A 19884-nucleotide genomic window follows, 5' to 3' on the forward strand; every position below is an offset into this window, starting at 1 on the left:
ATCCTTCCGAAGATGTCATTTCGAGGTTCATCGTTCGACTTGCATGTGTTAAGCACGCCGCCAGCGTTCGTCCTGAGCCAGGATCAAACTCTCTATTAAATGTTTGATCAGCTCTTTCGCTGACTTTATTATTTTTTCACCGAATTATTGTTTGGTTGTACTTACTCAAAAGTTTTTTACACTTTTTACTTGTTTAGGTTCTCTTTGCACTCTTCTTGAGTGACAACTATTTTATATTACCATTGTTAAAATATATTGTCAAGTACTTTTTAAAACTTTTTTGAAGACTCGCTTCTTTTCAAGCATTTAAAAAGGCACTTCCCTTGAGTGCCTAATTATAATATCAAGTTATTTTACTTTTGTCAAATGTTTTTTTATTTTATTTTAATCTTCTTATATTTCTTGTTCCTACTTATATATAAGGCTATTTTAATTTAAAGTCGAATCCCTGTTCTTTAATTGTATTTAATATTAGGGTTCTCTTTTGTAATGTGTTTTCAAATCTTTGTATTAATTGTTCACTAAAGGAGTCCAATGGTTTGTCTTTTTGTCTAAGGTCATAATAGGTTTTCATCTCTTCATCATAATCTTTTATTTCTTGTTGATAATTGTCGAAAATTTTGTATTCGTCTTCAAAAAATCTTAAATCCATATCCATTCTTGGTTTTAGCATTGGTTCTTGGTCTGGATATCCAAATGCAACTCCGAGAACAGGGAATGTGTATTTCGGAAGTTTTAAAATATTTATTATCTCTTTACTATCATTTAAAATGGATCCTAAAAACACTCCGCCCATATCTTTTGATTCTATGGCATTCATTAAATTTTGCGAAGCAAGGGCCGCGTCTGTAAAGCCTTGGAAGAATTTTTCCATGTCGTATGCCTGTTCGTAGCTTTTTCCTGTCTTCTCTTTTACAATTTCATTGTTTCTATAGCAGTCCACAATAAAAATAAATAGTTCTGGTGATATTTCTACGTAGTCTTGCTTACAAACTTCTGCTATCCTCTTCCTCTTCTCTTTGTCTACTACTCTTATTACTGAATATGATTGTACTCCAGTGCTTGTAGCTGTCCTTTGTATCACTTCTTTAAAGGTATCTAAATCTTCTTTTGAAACTTCTTGGTCTTTAAATTCTCTTATGCTCCTATGTTTAAGTTGATGTTTAATTGTTTCGTTCACTATATCACTTCTCCTGTTATTATAACTGGTAGGCTTACTTTTTCGTCAAAATCTTCGCCTTTAAAGTTTCCATATATTTTTATGTTTTTAAAGCCCACTTTCCGCATTATGCTAACTATTTCGTCTTTTAAAAGCGGAAATAGCATTTCATTATTTTCTATTATAATGTCATTTACTATTAATTTGGTGTTAAATCTTATATGGTCTTTTTCTTTAAAATAGCTTCTATAGAATGTGAATTCATCTTTTTTTATTTGTGGTAGGTCTCCCAAATATCCATCTGTATCTTCGTTCTTCAAGAATTTTTCAAAGTTTATAAATTGTATTACAATTCTTCCATTTGAATTTATTCTTTCATAGGACTTTTCTAAAAATTTTCTAATTTCATCGTAGTCTTTTAGATGGGCGATTGAGTTTCCAACACAATATAGCAAGTCAAATTTTTCTTTTATCTCATCAAGTTCTAACATATTTAATTTTTTAACATCAAGATTTTTTTCCTTTGCCATCTCTACAAATGTTTCATCTAAGTCAATTCCTGAAACTTTTATGCCTTCGTCTTGAAGCGCCTTCATTGTCTCTCCTGTTGCGCAGGCAATGTCAAGGGCAGTTTTCGGATTACCCTTCATTAAAAATTTTACTTTTACAGGACCAACGGGAAATATTTCCTCATAGTAGTTTGCTATTGAAGTATAAAATTTACTCACAGTATCACCTCTACTTCTTTATACCCATTCACAAATAAAAAAGTAGTCTCGGAATTTCCGAAACTACTCACTTGTTATTGTAATGATTGTGCTGCAGTTATTAGGGCAATTTTATATATGTCTTCTTCTACACATCCTCTTGAAAGGTCTGATATTGGTTTGTTTAGTCCTTGTAAAATTGGTCCAATAGCTTCGTATCCTCCAAGTCTTTGTGCAATCTTGTATCCGATATTTCCAGCTTGTAGGTCTGGGAATATAAATACGTTGGCTTTTCCTGCAACTTCTGAGCCTGGTGCTTTTTTCTTAGCAACTACTGGTGAGATTGCAGCATCAAATTGCATTTCTCCATCTACTACTAAGTCTTTGTCAAGTTCTTTTGCAATCTTTGTAGCTTCTGCCATCTTTGTTGCAAGGTCGTGCTTAGCAGATCCTTTTGTTGAGAATGAAAGCATTGCAACTTTTGGATCTATTCCAAATATTTTTGCGGTTTTCGCTGAACAAACAGCAACTTCTGCAAGTTGTGAAGCCTCAAGTTCTATATTGATTGCAATGTCTGCAAACACATATAGTTCTTCATTTGGTCCAAGCATAAGCATTGCCCCACTGGTTCTTGAAATTCCTGGCTTTGTCTTTATGATTTGAAGAGCTGGTCTAACTGTATCTCCCGTTGAATTTACAGCTCCACTTACAAGTCCAGAGGCCTTTCCTGTGTGAACGAGCATTGTTCCAAAGTAGTTTGGAATCTTAAGCATATCTTCACATTCTTCTTTTGTATTCTTACCCGCTCTTCTTTCTTCAAGGGAACTTAATAATAAGTCTTTTTCAGCATAATTTTCCATGTCTAATATTTCAAGTTTTGAAATATCCAATCCATTTTCACTTGCAACTTTTTTTATTTCAGCTACATCTCCAAGTAGTATTGGGTGAATGATACCTTCTTCTTGTAGTCTAATTGTCGCATTTAATATTCTTAAATCTTCCCCTTCAGGAAATACTATCTTTATATCTTTTCCCTTGATTTGTTCTTTTACATTTGTAATTATGTCCAATTTAATCTCCTTTATTTTAAAGCCATTTCCAAAGCGGCTTTTTCCTCTTCTGATAAATCTTCAGAAACTTTTCCCTTTTCTACAACTTTTGAAAAACTCACGGAATTGTCTCTTCCATAAATACTTGTTAGTATAACTCCATTGTCATTTCCGTCTAAAAGAGCAAGTGAGAAAGAAAGCTTGTTCCTAAGTTCAGGAAATGCGTCATATCTAACATATCCAACTTTTTGTACAGTTTTATTTATAACCGATTCTAAAGCGTCCTGTCTTTGTTTTATCTGTTCTTGCGATATGATAACTTTATCTAAGTCCTCTGAGTGGGACAATAATATCTCTTCAAGGTTAAGCTCTCCTCTTCCTCTTAATATGTTGTCATATCGTCTTTTAAGTCTATTAATTTTTTTATTGAGCTTAAATATATTCGTGAAGGCTACAAACATAAGTAGTGCCAGCAATATGAATAAAAAGAAGCTTCCTGTCTGTACTATTGTCTTAAATGTTTCCACTTTTTACCTCGTCGGATATATTTTTTAGAGCCTGTATTCCCTTATCTATTTCTTCATTAGTATTAAAGGAAGAAAAGCTAAATCTTACAGCTCCTTTTTCTTCTGTTCCAATTGCCTTATGTGCAAGGGGAGCGCAGTGAAAACCTGCTCTTGTAGCAATTCCGTACTCTTGATCAAGTTTATATGCAAGGGCAGAAGAGTCAATCCCCTCTATATTTAAAGAAACTACTGGTCCTTGCCTTTCATCTAAAGGTCCATAAGTTTCAATGCCTTTAATATTTTTTATTCCGTCTACAAAACGAGCTCTATGCATATTCTCAATGTCTCTTATCTTTCCAAGCCCAATTTCATTAATATAATCTATCCCATATCCAAGGCCTACTATTGCAGGTCCATTTAGGGTACCTCCTTCAAGCTTATCTGGATATATGTTAGGCATATTCAGATTTTGTGAAAAGGAACCTGTTCCTCCCTCTTCAATGGTATTTAAAACTCTTTCTGTGTTGACATAAAGTCCTCCTGTTCCCATAGGTCCAAGAAGTGACTTGTGTCCAGGAAAGCAGACTATATCTATATTTTGTTTTTTTACATCTATATCTAAGTATCCTGCACATTGAGCGGCGTCTACAATAACAAAAATATCTTTTTCTTTAAGCACTTTGATTATTTCATCAAGGGGTGTAATACTTCCAACTAAGTTTGACATTCCAGTTATTACACAAAGATCTGTGTTATCCTTTATCGCCTTTTTAAAATCTTCTGGATTAAGCACACCATTTTTATCTGCATCAACTATTGTAAGCTCAATATGTCCCTCGTCCCTTAGATGAACCAGCGGTCTTAGTACAGAGTTATGTTCCATAGCAGAAGTTATCACATGGCTCTTTTCTCTATATGCGCCTTTAATAGCTATATTTAAAGCATCTGTGCAATTTTTTGTAAATATTAAGTTAAGAGGATTGTCTCCTCCAAAAAACTCAGCAACCTTTGCTCTGGCACTAAAAATTTCCCTGTCCATCTTTAAAGACATGGCATGACCACTTCGCCCAGGGTTTGCCCCGAACTCTTTCATTGCCTCCATTGTCTTTTGATAAACTATTTCAGGCTTAGGCCAAGAAGTAGCGGCGTTGTCAAAATAAATCATCTATTTCATCTCTTCCAATCTGGTATAACAGCTATTCATAAGCTCTTCATGAAGTTCTTTAAGTTGTCTTTGGTAGTCCTCAAGTCTTTTTACTACACTGTCTTTATATTCACCTGGATTAACTGATTTTAAGTTTATGATTACATTTAAAAGAACTGCTTCTCCACTGCCATAAAGAAGGGATGTTCCAGCACCTTGGTCAGTTATCGCCCAAATATTTCCATATTTCGCAAATGACTTTTGAAGCTTCATGCAATCCAATATCAATTCACAAGTTTTTAGAGGTACTTCAAGAGCTGTCTTATAACCTTCTTGCATCTTTTCATCCCTAATCTTCTTTTCTTCAGGAGTTTCCTTTGGTAATTTCATAGCGTCAAGAACTGCGTCAAAGGACTTAGCGTCAGCTTCAACCATAAGCTTAAGCTCTTCAATTTTATTTTCCATCTTAACATAGTCAGCTTTAACAAGTTCTTTTATTTCCTCATCAAGCTTTTCAAAGGACTTCTTTCCAAAACTTAGATTTGCAACCATAAGGGTAAGTGCTGCACCAAGTGCTCCAGTGTAAGCTACTACAGCTCCACCTCCCGGCATTTCAGGTCCCTTAACTTTTTCTAAAAAACTAACTAAATCCATGTCAATATACATTTAAATACCTCCCAAAATTTCTAATATCCTATCCAAATCCTCATTGTTCATATATAGGATTTCTATCTTCCCACCTTTTTTCTTAGGTTTCAAATTAACTTTGGTTCCAAAAAAATCTACAAGTCTCTCTTCGATTTCAATTTTGTAAATATCTTTTGGTCTTTTATTTGTTGTTCTCTTCTCCACTTCTCTGACAGAAGACTTGTTTAGTAGTAACTTTTCAAGCATTTTGAAACGCTCTTTCTCGTCCTTTATAGAAAGGAGAGTTCTCGCTTGAGTAGAAGTTATTTCCCCTTGTTTCAAATATTCTAATATCTTAGGGTCAAGCTTTAAAAGTCTAATGGTATTTGCAATATAAGACCTTGACTTACCAAGTCTTTTTGCAAGCTCTTCTTGAGTATAATTATAACTTCTTAAAAGTTCTTCATAGGCAGTTGCCTCTTCATAGGGATTTAAGTCTTCCCTTTGAATGTTTTCAATAACGGACATCTCCATAATTTCTTTGTCCGTGGCGTCAATTATCCTAACAGGAACCTTTTTTAAATTTGCCAATAGAGATGCTCTATATCTTCTCTCTCCTGCAACTATTTCATATTCTGAGTCGACTTTTCTAACTATAATCGGCTGAATTATACCAAACTCTTCTATTGACTCCTTTAGTTCAAATAAACTCTCCTCGTCAAATTCTTTTCTTGGCTGGTCGTGTCTTGGATATACCTTATCTATATCAAGCTCAAGAATTTCCGAACCTAAATCAGAATCCATCAGGGACTTTTCTATACTGTCTTGGGGAATAAGTGAACCTAAGCCTCTTCCTAAACCTTTTCTCTTAGTCATCTAATCACCTGTTATTATTTATTATCTCTTTAGTCAAATCTTTAAAAGCTGCTGCTCCAAGAGAATTTTTATCGTAAGTAAAAATCGATTCACCGAAACTTGGCGCCTCTGCAAGTCGTACATTTCTTGGAATAATCGTAGAAAATACCTTGTCTTTAAAGTACTTCTTAACTTCCTTTTCAACTTCAACGGCAAGGTTATTCCTTCCGTCATACATTGTCAAAAGCACTCCCTCAATCTCTAAAGAGCTGTTCAAAGACTTCTTAACAAGATTAATCGTTTCTATAATAAGGCTAAGTCCTTCAAGAGCATAGTACTCAGACTGAATCGGAATTATAACAGAGTCAGAAGCCACAAGGGCATTTATACTTAAAAGCCCCAAAGACGGTGGGCAGTCTATAAAAATAAAATCATATTCATCTTCCAAAGACTCTATTGCCTTTTTAACATAAAACTCCCTTTCTTCCATGCTGATAAGTTCGATTTCTACACCTGATAACTGAATATTTGAAGGTATTATATGAACATTTTCGCTTGATGTTTCATAAATCAAATCATTTATGTTATGAGTAGATGAAGAAAATAAATCATATATTGAATTGTCCAAATTGTTTTTATCCAATCCAAGTCCTGAAGTTGTGTTAGCTTGGGGATCCATATCTAAAACCAAAACCTTTTTTCCCCTTATCCCCATACCACAGGACAAGTTTACAACAGTAGTTGTTTTCCCAACTCCACCCTTTTGATTAAAAATACAAATTGTTTTCATAATACCTTCCTTTCTTAGTTTATTATAACATAGAAATAGTGGCTTTTTCAGCTTAAAAAATTGTGCATAAAAAATACCCACCTTCACAGTGGGTATGATAAATTATTTTAAATTATTTAAACTGAAATTTTCATCATAGGCCTTTTGAATTATCTCTGGTGAAAGCCCAGAAGACTTCAAAGCACTTTCATATATCTTTACAATGAGCTCGTAGGCTTTGTCTCCTTTTTTTAATGCTGCACTGCCTTGTTTCTTTTCTCCATTGTCGTACTCTTCAATGTTTATAGCAAGCTCTTCAGCATCTGTTGGAAAGTCAAAGTTAATTGATTTGTTTTTATGAATAAGAGTAGTGTATCCAATACATTTATAGTGGTTATCCACCTTTACTTTATCAAGTTCTTCAAATAATTCCTCTACATCATCTTCATGACCTTCATAGAAAAGGTTAAATCCAATATGGCCCTGTTCTGCACCAAGGAAATTTAATCTTAGTTCATCTTTTCTTATCTCATCTGTTGAGGTTTTAGAATCTGTATTATTTAAATCCTCTGTGGCACTTACTGAGCTTTTTGAATTCGAGGTATCAACTCTATTTACATCCTTGTTGCTACATGATGAAAAAATAAACATTGCTAAAACTAAAATACCTACACCAAGTCGTTTCATTTTATTCCTCCTTATACTTTTTAAAGAAAATAATCGTCTTAAACAAATCACCATCTATTTCCATATTGAAAACTCCACCCTGTCCTTCCACAAATGATGTGGCAATTGAAAGTCCAAGACCGTTCCCTTCGGTGTTTCGAGATTTGTCCGCCCTTATAAACCTCTGTTGCAATTCTTCTGGTGAGATATCCAGTTCGAACTTGGAAATATTTTTAAGGGTTATTCGAACCTTGTCTCCGCCGTCATCAAGGGTTATATAGACCCGAGTGTTCTCCTGTGCATATTTTAATATATTTGTGATCAAATTTTCAAAAACTCTATATGTCTTTTGTCCATCAAGCAGACAATATATTGGATATTCTGGTGTGTTTAGTATAAGCTTCATTCCCTTTTTATCAAAATCATCTCTAAACTCTCCAGTGACTTGATTGATAAATGCCACAATATCTATTTTTTCTTTATTAAATTGTATTGAGTTACTTGTGATTTTGCTAATTTGAAACAAATCTTCAATAAGATTATTTAACTTAGTCGCCTTTTCATAGATAATGTCAACATATTCTTCTTTCATCTCTTCAGGAGTTTCGTCTTCTTTAAGTAGCGCCGAATACGAAATTATAGATGTTAGTGGAGTCTTTAAGTCGTGACTTACATTCGCAATAAGGTCCGTCTTTAACCTCTCCGCCTTAACTTTTTCCTCTACGGATTTATTTATATTGTCTCCAATTGTGTTGAAGTTTTTTGCAATCACTTTGAAATGTGGCACGTCTTCATCTACTTTTTCATCGAAGTTGCCTTCTGCAATCAAACTGCTTTGATGGTTTATCTTTGAAATACTCTTTGACCATTTGTATATTTCTTTCCCTATAATATATGCTGTTATTGGAATTACAAGTCCTCCAATTCCAATATATTGTGCAAAGAGCATAATACATAGATAGATTAGGACTATCACTGAAATCTTACTTAATGAATACTCTCCAATATCACCTTGGAGGGTTTTAATTTTTTCATTTAATTTTTTTACTCCAACTTTTGAATAGTCCTTTGTTTTTGAAACTATATTAACAATTATTGAAGTCCCCAAAAAAGCATCTTTAAATCCATATCTATAGATTAATTTTGCTTCAAGTATAATTGAACGTTCAATCAATATAATTGCAAGGGAAAATAATATTAGTGATGCCATTGATGAAATGTAGCTTATGTTTATATAGTTTATATCTCCAAGCCTTACTGGATAATTTAACCCCACTCCTGATATGAAAATAAGCCCTATCCAAAATAGAATTTTTATTTCAATCGGCGTTTTTCTAAATGCCCTTACAACTGGAAGATTTTTATATCTGTCAAAATCAGAAAAAGAATCATAAATTAAAAACAGAAATGCCATAACTAAAAGCCCTGGTAAAAAACCATATGAGAACACAAGCTTAACAGGGTGTCGAATAATTGGATTGTTTTCATATTTATCCCTGGTCATTCCAATGTTAAAGCTTTCTAAATTCGCCGTTTTATATTTTGGAGTTATTATATTTACTCCAACCACTTCTTCCCCGTCATCTGCATAGATGTATTCAATTTCAGAATCTTTAGAATTATTTAACTCATTAAACTTCTTATCGTTAAAGTCGGGACTACTTTTAGGAATATATCTGGTTTGATTTTCATATATGGTATTTATCATATAGCTATTTACGATTGGGATGATAGCTTTTTTATATTCCTTATTCAATTTTTTGCCGTCAAAAATAAGTTTCCCATCTTCTATATGACCCTTGGACAAAAATACAAAGTCATTATCATTATAATAGGACTCAAATCCGTCGATGGTTTTTTCTTTAATATTACTTAGTACAGAGTAGTCTTCAGGCTTTGCATCTTCAAACATCTCTCCACTTTCATACTTCGTTTCAATAGGATGGCCCATTGAATCTGATGAAAAAAAGTCCCCATATTTAAAATAATAGTCTATAAACAAATCAGTATTATAATTGTTCATAAGCTTTTCGTTATATCCTTCACTATCAATATAACTTCCAAAACTGTTATTTAAATAGTATGGAATAACCTCATCTTCATCCAATTTCCCATATCTATTATAGAAAAAAACTCCTGTCCCACTCGATATGGCAAGGATTAATAGGGCTATAATAGTCCTTTTAATAACTAACCCTATATTAACTTTTAAATTTTTATCTTGATTGACTTTAACTTGCTTCAAATTTATAACCTACTCCCCACGCTACCTTTAAATACCTTGGATTTTTAGGATCAATCTCTATCTTCTCCCTAATTCTCCTAACATGTACAGAAACAGTCTTTGACTCTATTGCAGGTTCATTCCAAACCCTTTCGTAAATTTCATCCATTGAAAATATCCTCCCCGGGTTTGACATAAGTAACTTTAATATGTCAAATTCAAGGGAGGTGAGGTGAACTTCTCTACCGTTTATTTCAAGTATCTTTTTATTTACATCAAGGACTGCATCAGAAACTTTTATTTTATCATCACTACTTTCATCTTCAGTGTATCTATAAAATCTTCTTATTGCAGAGTTTACCCTTGCCACCAGCTCGTTTGCATTAAAAGGTTTTGTAATATAGTCATCCGCTCCAATATTAAGTCCGTTTACCATGTCCTCCTCTTCAGACTTCGCAGACAAAATTATAATTGGAACATAGGAGTCCTTTCTAAGTTCCTTTATGGCTTCTTCCCCACTCATCAAAGGCATCATCAAATCCATTAATATAAGATGAATAGTTTCCTCTTCAAAAATCTTTAGCGCTTCAATTCCATTTTCTGCATTAAAAACAGTGTATCCCTTGTTCTCCAAAAAAATCTTTATAGAGTTTCCAATACTCTTGTCATCTTCGCAAACTAAAATATTATAATTCTTCATAAAATCCTCTTTTCTTGTTGATACTTTAATTATACACAATCTCTATCCAAGAAAGATTCTTTTTTCCCTTTTCTCCAAAAACTTGTGAACTTTTATTAGGAGATGTTACATCAGAACTATTAACCTTGTTGTCCTTTCCCATGACTTTTGTGCTGTGTTTGTACTTACATACAAATCTTGAAACTATTTTATTGTTTTCAATTTTGTACTCCCAGTTTGAGACAAGAGATGCCATATCAAAATTACTCAAGTTCTTCTCAGGCTCACAGTCACTATTTGTAATAAGCTTTCCATTTTTTATATCTTTAACAATAAGTTTATCTCCAGGATTTAATTTAACATATGAAAAATATTCCTTGCCACTGTTATCAATCGCCTTCAAGCACCACTCATCCTTATCATCCAAATTTTTTAAATTAAAGTAGTAGTTCTTAGAATGATCAATTTTATTTTCTCTAACATCAGATAATATGCTCGCCCATGATCCATTATATAGCCCGATGTTTTGAAAATCGATATTCGTTCTGTTGTTTACAGTTAGGTTTGCATCCTTTGGAATATCTCCTTCATTCCCATATAGAAGGTAAGATCCCACCAATGTAGAACCAATTATAAGTAAAAGTAACAATGTTTTTTTCATAACTCTCTCCCCTTTATCATTACTTTATTTTTTAATTATCTTTGTCTCTACTATTAGTATACAACCCAATTATTTCAAAATTATTACATAACTATTACAAAATTCTTACAATTTGTAAAAAAGCAAAAAATTAATACAAAAAAACGAGGTCCCATGCACAAGCATAGAAACCTCGCTAAAATAATTATTAATTTTTATATTTTTATTCCGCCTTGTCAACATAATCTTTTAACTCAGACTTAACTAAAAGCCTCTGATAGTTATAAGGATATGGATGACAAGACATTAAATAAAGCTTTGCTTTATCCTTTTCTCTAACAAATCTACTCCAATCAGTTGAGTCAATAATTTCATATCCATATACTTCATAATATAAAATTTGATTTTCTGTAGTTATTTTAATCTTAGAGCCTTCCTTTAGTTTGTCAATATTCATAAAAGAAAAGTTGTCATTTCTTCCACCTCTATGACCAGATAAAACTGATATCGTATCCTCTTTATCAGATGGAACATCAGTGTCATCAAGAACTCCACATCCTTCCAATAAAGAATCTTCATCAGTATTACTAAAAATAGGCATCACAACATCAATATCATCAATTCTAATTACTCCAATCGCATTGCTGTCATCAATTCGATCTGCATCTTTTGCATATAAATTAGGTTTAGACTTATTTTCCTTGTCATGCTTATTCTCACCTTGAAGCTTACTTTCTAAAGCAATTGCTCTATTCTTTTTTGTTTCCAATCTATTGGAATTTATAAAGAGAAGTGCTAATGAAGATATCATTAGCACCGCTCCTAAACTAATCAGAAGAACTGATTTTTTCAATAATCTAATCCTCTTCTTTCCTTCTCTTAAGTCCAACCGCCATTAACACAGCTCCTGTTGCCAATAATATTACCGCATAAGTTGAAGCATTAAGTCCATCACCTGTCTTAGGCAATGTTTTTGGTTTGCTATCTCTTTCTGTGTTATTAGTGTTAGTTCTATTATTGTTTGCAGGTTTTGGTTGACCTTTTGCTTTGTATACATATGTTACATATTGGTTTCCCTTTACAACTTTTCCATTTGCTGGAGCTGAACCATCTAACATCTTTACAAATTCATATCCATCAAATTTCTTTTGGTTAGTTTTGTATTCTTCACCAACTTTAGCATCTTTCTTTACTATTTTTTCTTCAAGAACTTTGCCGTCTTCTGTAACGTATTTTACATATACATTTCCTTTTTCATCTTCATTAGGAGTATTAGGTTTTGGTTGTCCCTTTGCCTTGTATACATATGTTACATATTGGTCTCCCTTTACAACTTTTCCATTCGCTGGAGCTGAACCATCTAACATCTTTACAAATTCATATCCATCAAATTTCTTTTGGTTAGTTTTATATTCTTCACCAACTTTAGCATCTTTCTTTACTATTTTTTCTTCAAGAACTTTGCCGTCTTCTGTAACGTATTTTACATATACATTTCCTTTTTCTTCTACAGGTGGTGTTACTTGTTTTTTCTTGTATACGTAGGTTACGTGTTGAACGCCTTCTTTAACTTCTCCATTTGCTGGGGCTGAATTGTCATCCATTTTTACAAATTCATAGCCGTCAAATGTTTTTTTGTCTGTTGTATATTTTGTTCCAACTTCTGCGTTTACTAAGACTTCGCTTTCTGCTTCTAATACTGTTCCGTCTTCTGCTACGTATTTTACGTATACACTTCCTAATTCTGGTTGTGGGTCTTCGTTTGGTATGAATTCCCATACACCTACAAATTCTTGGTCTTTTCCTTCAATTGTTGCAGCTTTTTTGTCGTAGCCTTTGAATGTCCATGTTCCTTCTGCTGTTGTTACTTCTTTTTGTGTTGGTTCTGTTGGTACGACTGTATTGCCATCTACTTTTCCTGTTTGGCTTTCTGGCAATAATGCTTTTACTTCGTCTGGTAATTCTTTACCTGGTGTACCTGATTTGAATTCGTGGGTTACTTTGTATTCTGTTGCTGGGTCTGGTTTATTTTCTTCAAATACCCATGTTCCTACGAAGTGTTCGTTTGCTTTATCTATTGTTGCTTCTGCTTTATCGTAGTTTTTGAATACCCATTTTCCACCTTCTACAGGTACTTCTGTTTTTTCTGGTTGAGTTGGAGTTACTTTTTCTCCATCTTTTTTACCTTCTTGGTCTTTTGGCAATAATGCTTTTACTTCGTCTGGTAATTCTTTTCCAGTTGTTCCTGATTTGAATTCGTGGGTTACTTTGTATTCTGTTGGTTGTAGTTCTTCATCTTTTGTGAATTTCCATGTTCCTACTACGTGTTCGTTAGCTCCATCGATTGTTACGCTATCTTTATCCCACGCTTCGAATGTCCATGTTCCTTTGTTTTCTTCGTCTTTTACTGGAGTAAAGTTTGTTGGTGATGGAACTGCTGTACCATCTTTTAGGTTTCCTTTTGCTTCTGGAAGTTGTTTTAATACTCCTTCTGGAAGTGTTTCTGGTGATCCTTTTGATGGTTTGAATTCATAATCTACTTTGTATTCTTTTTCTACTGGTCTGTATACGTAGGTTACGTGTTGGTCACCTTTTTTAACTTCTCCATTTGCTGGGGCTGAATTATCATCCATTTTTACGAATTTGTATCCGTCAAATGTTTTTTGTTCTGTTGTATATGGTGTTCCAACTTCTGCGTTTACTAAGACTTCTTTTTCTTCTTCTAATACTGTTCCGTCTTCTGCTACGTATTTTACGTATACGCTTCCTGTTTCTGGTTTAGGGTCTTCTTTTGCTGTGAATTCCCATGTTCCTACAAAGTGTTCGTCTGCTCCGTTTATTGTTGCTTCTGTTCTGTCGTAGCCTTTGAATGTCCATGTTCCTTCTGCTGTTGTTACTTCTTTTTGTGTTGGTTCTGTTGGTACGACTGTGTTGCCATCTACTTTTCCTGTTTGGTTTTCTGGCAATAATGCTTTTACTTCGTCTGGTAATTCTTTACCTGGTGTACCTGATTTGAATTCGTGGGTTACTTTGTATTCTGTTGCTGGGTCTGGTTTATTTTCTTCAAATACCCATGTTCCTACGAAGTGTTCGTTTGCTTTATCTATTGTTGCTTCTGCTTTATCGTAGTTTTTGAATACCCATTTTCCACCTTCTACAGGTACTTCTGTTTTTTCTGGTTGAGTTGGAGTTACTTTTTCTCCGTCTTTTTTACCTTCTTGGTCTTTTGGCAATAATGCTAAGACTTCTTTTGGTAGGTCTTTATCTTTTGTTCCTGATTTGAATTCGTGAGTTACTTTGTATTCTGTTGGTTGTGGTTCTTCATCTTTTATGAATTCCCATGTTCCTACGAATTTTTCATCTGCTTTATCTATTGTTGCATCTGTTCTATCGTAGTTTTTGAATACCCATTTTCCACCTTCTACAGGTACTTCTGTTTTTTCTGGTTGAGTTGGAGTTACTTTTTCTCCATCTTTTTTACCTTCTTGGTCTTTTGGTAATAATGCTTTTACTTCGTCTGGTAATTCTTTTCCAGTTGTTCCTGATTTGAATTCGTGGGTTACTTTGTATTCTGTTGGTTGTGGTTCTTCATCTTTTGTGAATTTCCATGTTCCTACTACGTGTTCGTTAGCTCCATCGATTGTTACGCTATCTTTATCCCACGCTTCGAATGTCCATGTTCCTTTGTTTTCTTCGTCTTTTACTTGAAAGANCTTTTGGTGAGTCTACTTTTGCACCATCTTTTAGGTTTCCTTTTGCTTCTGGAAGTTGTTTTAATACTCCTTCTGGAAGTGTTTCTGGTGATCCTTTTGATGGTTTGAATTCATAATCTACTTTGTATTCTTTTGTTTCTACTGGTCTGTATACGTAGGTTACGTGTTGGTCGCCTTTTTTAACTTCTCCATTTGCTGGGGCTGAATTGTCATCCATTTTTACAAATTCATAGCCTCCAAATGTTTTTTGTTCTGTTTTGTATGGTGTTCCAACTTCTGCGTTTACTAAGACTTCTTTTTCTTCTTCTAATACTGTTCCGTCTTCTGCTACGTATTTTACGTATACGCTTCCTGTTTCTGGTTTAGGGTCTTCTTTTGCTGTGAATTCCCATGTTCCTACAAAGTGTTCGTCTGCTCCGTTTATTGTTGCTTCTGTTCTGTCGTAGCCTTTGAATGTCCATGTTCCTTCTGCTGTTGTTACTTCTTTTTGTGTTGGTTCTGTTGGTACGACTGTGTTGCCATCTACTTTTCCTGTTTGGTTTTCTGGCAATAATGCTTTTACTTCGTCTGGTAATTCTTTACCTGGTGTACCTGATTTGAATTCGTGGGTTACTTTGTATTCTGTTGGTTGTGGTTCTTCATCTTTTGTGAATTTCCATGTTCCTGTTACGTGTTCGTCTGCTCCATTGATTGTTGCAGTTTCTTTATCCCACGCTTCAAATGTCCATGTTCCACCGTTTTCTTCGTCTTTTACTGGAGTGAAGTTTGTTGGTGATGGAACTGCTGTACCATCTTTTAGGTTTCCTTTTGCTTCTGGAAGTTGTTTTAATACTCCTTCTGGAAGTGTTTCTGGTGATCCTTTTGATGGTTTGAATTCGTAGTCTACTTTGTATTCTGTTGGTTGTGGTTCTTCATCTTTTATGAATTCCCATGTTCCTACGAATTTTTCATCTGCTTTATCTATTGTTGCATCTGTTTTATCGTAGTTTTTGAATACCCATTTTCCACCTTCTACAGGTACTTCTGTTTTTTCTGGTTGAGTTGGAGTTACTTTTTCTCCATCTTTTTTACCTTCTTGGTCTTTTGGCAATAATGCTTTTACTTCGTCTGGTAATTCTTTATCAGCTGTTCCTGATTTGAATTCGTGAGTTACTTTGTATTCTGTTGGTTGTGGTTCTTCATCTTTTGTGAATTTCCATGTTCCTGTTACGTGTTCGTCTGCTCCATTGATTGTTGCAGTTTCTTTATCCCACGCTTCAAATGTCCATGTTCCACCGTTTACTTCGTCTCTTACTGGAATGAAGTCTTTTGGTGATTGAACTGCTGTACCATCTTTTAGGTTTTCTTTTGCTTCTGGAAGTTGTTTTAATACTTCTTGTGGAAGTGTTTTTGGTGTTCCTTCTGCTGTTGATGGTTTGAATTCGTAGTCTACTTTGTATTCTTTTGCTGGAACGATACCTGCATCTAAATTTCTAATTTCTCTATTTGGTTCTAATGTAATTACATCTGTTTTACCTGTTGCTGGATCTATATCTGAATTTGTATCAACAGTTCCTTGTCCCTTTGTTGTGAGAGTTTGTCCTTCATTTGGAACTACTTGAACTACGTATTCACCTGCTGGTAAGTTCTGAAATTTGTAATTACCATTTGCATCTGTCACTTGGTCTGGAACTTCGTTTCCGTTAAAGTCTTTTACCGGATTTCCTTCCTTATCAAGAAGTTTTACAGTTACTCCTTCAACTCCTTTTTCTCCAGCATCTTGTATTCCATTGGCATTATCATCTAACCAAACTTTATCTCCAATAGATGAAGTCTTTGGAAGTCTTAATGAAGCTCTAAATAAATCCCAGTTTTGATCACCGTTAAAAGATTGCCCTCCAATACGAACACTTTCAGGGTTTATTACGTTCATTCCATTGATTCCGTCTCCATGAGATGGATCTTGACCTGCATGATTTGCAAAATATGAAAAATGAGTCTTATATTCTGCTTGTGAGAACTTTGAATATGGTGTTGCTTGATGATATAACTTAAAAGTTACTTCATCAAATGTTCCCTTTAATTTAACACTTCCTGTTCCTGCTGGTGCAAGTGCAGGACTATTTACATTGTACTGTCTTCCATAAGCATCATAGAATTGAATCCAATTGTATCCACCATTATCTACTTCTGCTCTTGTATAAGTATTTCTGTCTTTTACTTGAATAATGTTATTATCCGCAGTTAGATTTGAGTTGGACGCTACATTTTCTAAAGTAATTCCTTCAGTTGCAAGATGTAGGTTTGTACTGTTAAATGATCCCATACCTACAAGAATCATTTGTCCATTGTAAACATATGAACCAACCCTACTTACATAGCCACCAAGTCCTGATAAATCTAATATTGGATCTGTAACTTTTCTATCAAATTTAAAAGTTACACTACCCACTTCAAATTCTCCATCAGCGTTGTATTTTGCCCATGATCCTAAAGGTCCGCCACATCCGTTACTTGCTTGTGTATTAATACCTAAAGCAGGAATAGATGCTGGATTCGGATTTCCATAAAGCATATTGGATTTTGCGCCATAAGATGATTGATTCTCTCCATTTGCAGATAAATACGATGCTCCATCATTTCTATCAGCTTGTTTAACAAATGTTGCTGTTACGGCTACATTTCCAATTGTAGCTTTCCCTGTAGAATAGGCTCCAGCACCATTCTTAACTGTAAAGTTAGTTGCTATGTTGTCTGACATAGTCCAACTTGTGTTTACGTCAAAATCTTCTGCTGATACTTCAGCATAAGCCTTGTTTAATCCCGTAAATCCTAAACTGGTTAAGATTATTGCAAAGGATAAAACTAAAGCTACGAGTCTTTTTCTTTTTGCCATCTCTTTTCTCCTTATTAAAATAAATTAACTAACTGCCAACCAAAAAAATTAATTCTTGACGCCACCTCCAAATATGAATTTAGATTTCCCATGTAAAAATAAATTTACCTATTCAGCAATTAAGCAAACTTTTCAACATTTTCGTATAAGATACATTACTTAATAGCGAAGAATTTTACGTAAGGAATCATAAATTATAAATTTTTACATTTTACTTCTACCTATATTATACTACATTTATTAGACTTTTTTTCGTTTATTTTTTTTTTTTTTATAAATCATACTTTACCATTTTTCTCAAAAAGTCATCTTCAAAATAATTCTTTATTCCCTATATTATTTTTATTTAATTTCTATGCCTTGAGTTAAATTTTACAAACTAAAAAGGCAATCCATCCCGTCAACCTATTTATGCTGTTTTAGTTGACATGTTTCTTATGTCATTTAGATTGATAAAACTGTTTAAATTTCAAAATTATTGTTCACTTTTTATGCTCCATACTTTTAAAAATTGTTCTTTATTGCCCTCACTTAGAAATTTTTTTAACACGCTATTTTTTACTTACCTAACTGCAATAGGCACTCCTTTAATCTCTCCAAAACGATAAAATATTTTTCCCAATTAAACTACATTAAAATTATTTTATTCTCTCAACCCTTGTAACTTCTCTTACTCACTAAACTTCATTACATAGTTTTTACTCCTTCCAATCCACTTAGTTTTTTTGCTTAATAATATTATTTTCAAAAGCCATCTTTCCTTGCACGCTACAAAGACAATCCATTCTGTCAACCTGTTTATATTATTTTAGTTGACAGGTTTGCCATGTCGTGGGAATATATAATAAAGAATTGAACTGTTGAACTAATTAAGATTTAACGAATAAAAAAATAAAACTGAGCTTAAAATAAAATTAATAGTTAAAGTGAAATGATTAGCAAAAATAACACAAAAGAACTACTACACTTAAGCTAAAACAAAATCGAGAAATAAAAAAATAGTAGATGAAAATGGAATTGAATTAGAAATTAAATTAAGATTGAAACAAAAGGTAAAACTATATTATAAAACAAAAGGTAAAACTATATTATAAAATGAAAGGTAAAACTATATTATAAAATGAAAGAAAGAAATAAGATGACTACAAAACAACATTAATCTTTCTGTTTTCAAAATTACGCCAAGGACTATGATATTTTTCATTTACATAAATACTGATAACAAGTTCTACCTTTGCATACTTAGCCTACCCACCCTGACAACTTGTTTGCAATATTTTGGTTGACATGTTCGCTGCGTCAAGGGATATATTAAAGAACTGAACGAAGAAACTAATCAAGATATAAAGAAATATAAATTAAGATTGAAACAAAAGGTAAAACTAAATTATAAAATGAAAGAAACAAAATAAGATGTCTATAAAACAACATTAATCTTTCCCTTTTCTAAAATCACGCAAACAACTATAGTATTTTTCATTTACATAAACATCTATAATAAGTTCTACCTTTGTATACTTCGCCTACCCACCCTGTCAACCTGTTTGCAATATTTTGGTTGACAGGTTTGCCATGTCGTTAGAATATATTATAAATGAGAGAGCTTTTGAACTAATTACTATGTAATGAAATACAAAATGAAAAATAGGAAAAAATTAGAAGTAATAGGAAAATTAGAAGTAATAAAAAAATTTAGAAGTAATAGAAAAATTAGAAGTAATAGGAAAATTAGAAGTAATAGGAAAATTTAGAAGTAATAGGAAAATTTAGAAGTAATAGGAAAATTAGAAGTAATAAAAAAAATTAGAAGTAATTGGAAAATTAGAAGTAATTGGAAAATTAGAAGTAATAGGAAATTAAAAGTAATAGAAAAATTAGAAGTAATAGGAAATTAAAAGTAATAGAAAAATTAGAAGTAATAAAAAAATTTAGAAGTAATTGGAAAATTAGAAGTAATAGAAAAATTAAAAGTAATAGGAAAATTAGAAGTAATAGGAAATTAAAAGTAATAGAAAAATTAGAAGTAATAGAAAAATTAGAAGTAATAGAAAATTAGAAGTAATAGAAAATTAGAAATAATAGAAAATTAGAAATAATAGAAAAATTAGAAGTAATTGGAAAATTAGAAGTAATTGGAAAATTAGAAGTAATAGAAAATTAGAAGTAATTGGAAAATTAGAAGTAATTGGAAAATGAAACTTATAAATTAAATGGAAAGAAAAGCTACTACAAATAATCTAAAACTAAATTCAATAACCAAAAATTATACTG

14 protein-coding genes, 1 rRNA gene and 1 pseudogene are annotated in these 19884 nt (G+C 33.0%); all 16 read right to left on the minus strand.

What is annotated here, in order from left to right; translation table 11 throughout:
* Positions 1-99, minus strand: a 16S ribosomal RNA gene (locus tag BN2746_RS00040); the annotation flags it as partial.
* A gap of 325 nt (positions 100-424) precedes the next feature.
* Positions 425-1180, minus strand: a complete 756-nt coding sequence (locus BN2746_RS00045; RefSeq protein ID WP_055077824.1) for an NADPH-dependent oxidoreductase — start codon at positions 1178-1180, stop codon at positions 425-427.
* On the minus strand, positions 1180-1887 hold the full coding sequence (locus tag BN2746_RS00050) for a class I SAM-dependent methyltransferase (RefSeq protein WP_055077825.1): 708 nt from the start codon (positions 1885-1887) through the stop codon (positions 1180-1182). The genes BN2746_RS00045 and BN2746_RS00050 overlap by 1 nt, the downstream gene beginning before the upstream one ends.
* 74 nt (positions 1888-1961) lie before the next feature.
* Positions 1962-2936 (minus strand): phosphate acetyltransferase, encoded by a 975-nt coding sequence (gene pta, locus BN2746_RS00055; RefSeq protein ID WP_055077826.1) that lies wholly within the window; start codon positions 2934-2936, stop codon positions 1962-1964.
* Positions 2937-2947: 11 nt separating this feature from the next.
* The gene (locus BN2746_RS00060) at positions 2948-3442 is read right to left on the minus strand and encodes a DUF4446 family protein (protein ID WP_055077827.1); all 495 of its coding nucleotides are present in this window, start codon (positions 3440-3442) and stop codon (positions 2948-2950) included.
* Positions 3429-4586, minus strand: coding sequence for an aminotransferase class V-fold PLP-dependent enzyme (locus tag BN2746_RS00065; RefSeq protein ID WP_055077828.1), 1158 nt, complete (start codon positions 4584-4586; stop codon positions 3429-3431). Before BN2746_RS00065 ends, BN2746_RS00060 begins: the two co-directional genes overlap by 14 nt.
* Positions 4587-5231, minus strand: a complete 645-nt coding sequence (locus BN2746_RS00070; protein ID WP_055077829.1) for a cyclodeaminase/cyclohydrolase family protein — start codon at positions 5229-5231, stop codon at positions 4587-4589.
* The gene (locus BN2746_RS00075; protein WP_055077830.1) at positions 5232-6068 is read right to left on the minus strand and encodes a ParB/RepB/Spo0J family partition protein; all 837 of its coding nucleotides are present in this window, start codon (positions 6066-6068) and stop codon (positions 5232-5234) included.
* Between the two features lie 4 nt (positions 6069-6072).
* A complete protein-coding gene (locus tag BN2746_RS00080) occupies positions 6073-6837 on the minus strand; it encodes a ParA family protein (protein ID WP_055077831.1) in 765 nt (254 codons plus the stop codon).
* 102 nt (positions 6838-6939) lie between these two features.
* A complete protein-coding gene (locus BN2746_RS00085; RefSeq protein WP_055077832.1) occupies positions 6940-7503 on the minus strand; it encodes a hypothetical protein in 564 nt (187 codons plus the stop codon).
* A gap of 1 nt (position 7504) precedes the next feature.
* A complete protein-coding gene (locus tag BN2746_RS00090) occupies positions 7505-9727 on the minus strand; it encodes a HAMP domain-containing sensor histidine kinase (protein ID WP_055077833.1) in 2223 nt (740 codons plus the stop codon).
* On the minus strand, positions 9714-10406 hold the full coding sequence (locus tag BN2746_RS00095) for a response regulator transcription factor (protein ID WP_055077834.1): 693 nt from the start codon (positions 10404-10406) through the stop codon (positions 9714-9716). Before BN2746_RS00095 ends, BN2746_RS00090 begins: the two co-directional genes overlap by 14 nt.
* Before the next feature lie 25 nt (positions 10407-10431).
* Positions 10432-11046, minus strand: a complete 615-nt coding sequence (locus BN2746_RS00100; RefSeq protein ID WP_055077835.1) for a hypothetical protein — start codon at positions 11044-11046, stop codon at positions 10432-10434.
* A gap of 202 nt (positions 11047-11248) precedes the next feature.
* A complete protein-coding gene (locus BN2746_RS00105; protein ID WP_077064892.1) occupies positions 11249-11914 on the minus strand; it encodes a class C sortase in 666 nt (221 codons plus the stop codon).
* A pseudogene (locus tag BN2746_RS00110) lies at positions 11883-14708 on the minus strand (SHIRT domain-containing protein); the annotation flags it as partial. The pseudogene BN2746_RS00110 and the gene BN2746_RS00105, both read right to left, overlap by 32 nt.
* Positions 14680-17613, minus strand: coding sequence for an SHIRT domain-containing protein (locus BN2746_RS00115; RefSeq protein WP_055077838.1), 2934 nt, complete (start codon positions 17611-17613; stop codon positions 14680-14682). The pseudogene BN2746_RS00110 and the gene BN2746_RS00115, both read right to left, overlap by 29 nt.
* Between the last annotated feature and the right edge of the window lie 2271 nt (positions 17614-19884).

Source organism: Lagierella massiliensis (assembly GCF_001407835.1).
Lineage (GTDB): Bacteria > Bacillota > Clostridia > Tissierellales > Peptoniphilaceae > Mediannikoviicoccus > Mediannikoviicoccus massiliensis.

Bases quoted from the DNA above. Each gene is read 5' to 3' on its own strand.
- BN2746_RS00075 (WP_055077830.1), bottom strand. From the start codon at position 6,068: ATGACTAAGAGAAAAGGTTTAGGAAGAGGCTTAGGTTCACTTATTCCC.
- BN2746_RS00085 (WP_055077832.1), bottom strand. From the start codon at position 7,503: ATGAAACGACTTGGTGTAGGTATTTTAGTTTTAGCAATGTTTATTTTT.
- BN2746_RS00080 (WP_055077831.1), bottom strand. From the start codon at position 6,837: ATGAAAACAATTTGTATTTTTAATCAAAAGGGTGGAGTTGGGAAAACA.
- BN2746_RS00095 (WP_055077834.1), bottom strand. From the start codon at position 10,406: ATGAAGAATTATAATATTTTAGTTTGCGAAGATGACAAGAGTATTGGA.
- BN2746_RS00100 (WP_055077835.1), bottom strand. From the start codon at position 11,046: ATGAAAAAAACATTGTTACTTTTACTTATAATTGGTTCTACATTGGTG.
- BN2746_RS00070 (WP_055077829.1), bottom strand. From the start codon at position 5,231: ATGTATATTGACATGGATTTAGTTAGTTTTTTAGAAAAAGTTAAGGGA.
- BN2746_RS00065 (WP_055077828.1), bottom strand. From the start codon at position 4,586: ATGATTTATTTTGACAACGCCGCTACTTCTTGGCCTAAGCCTGAAATA.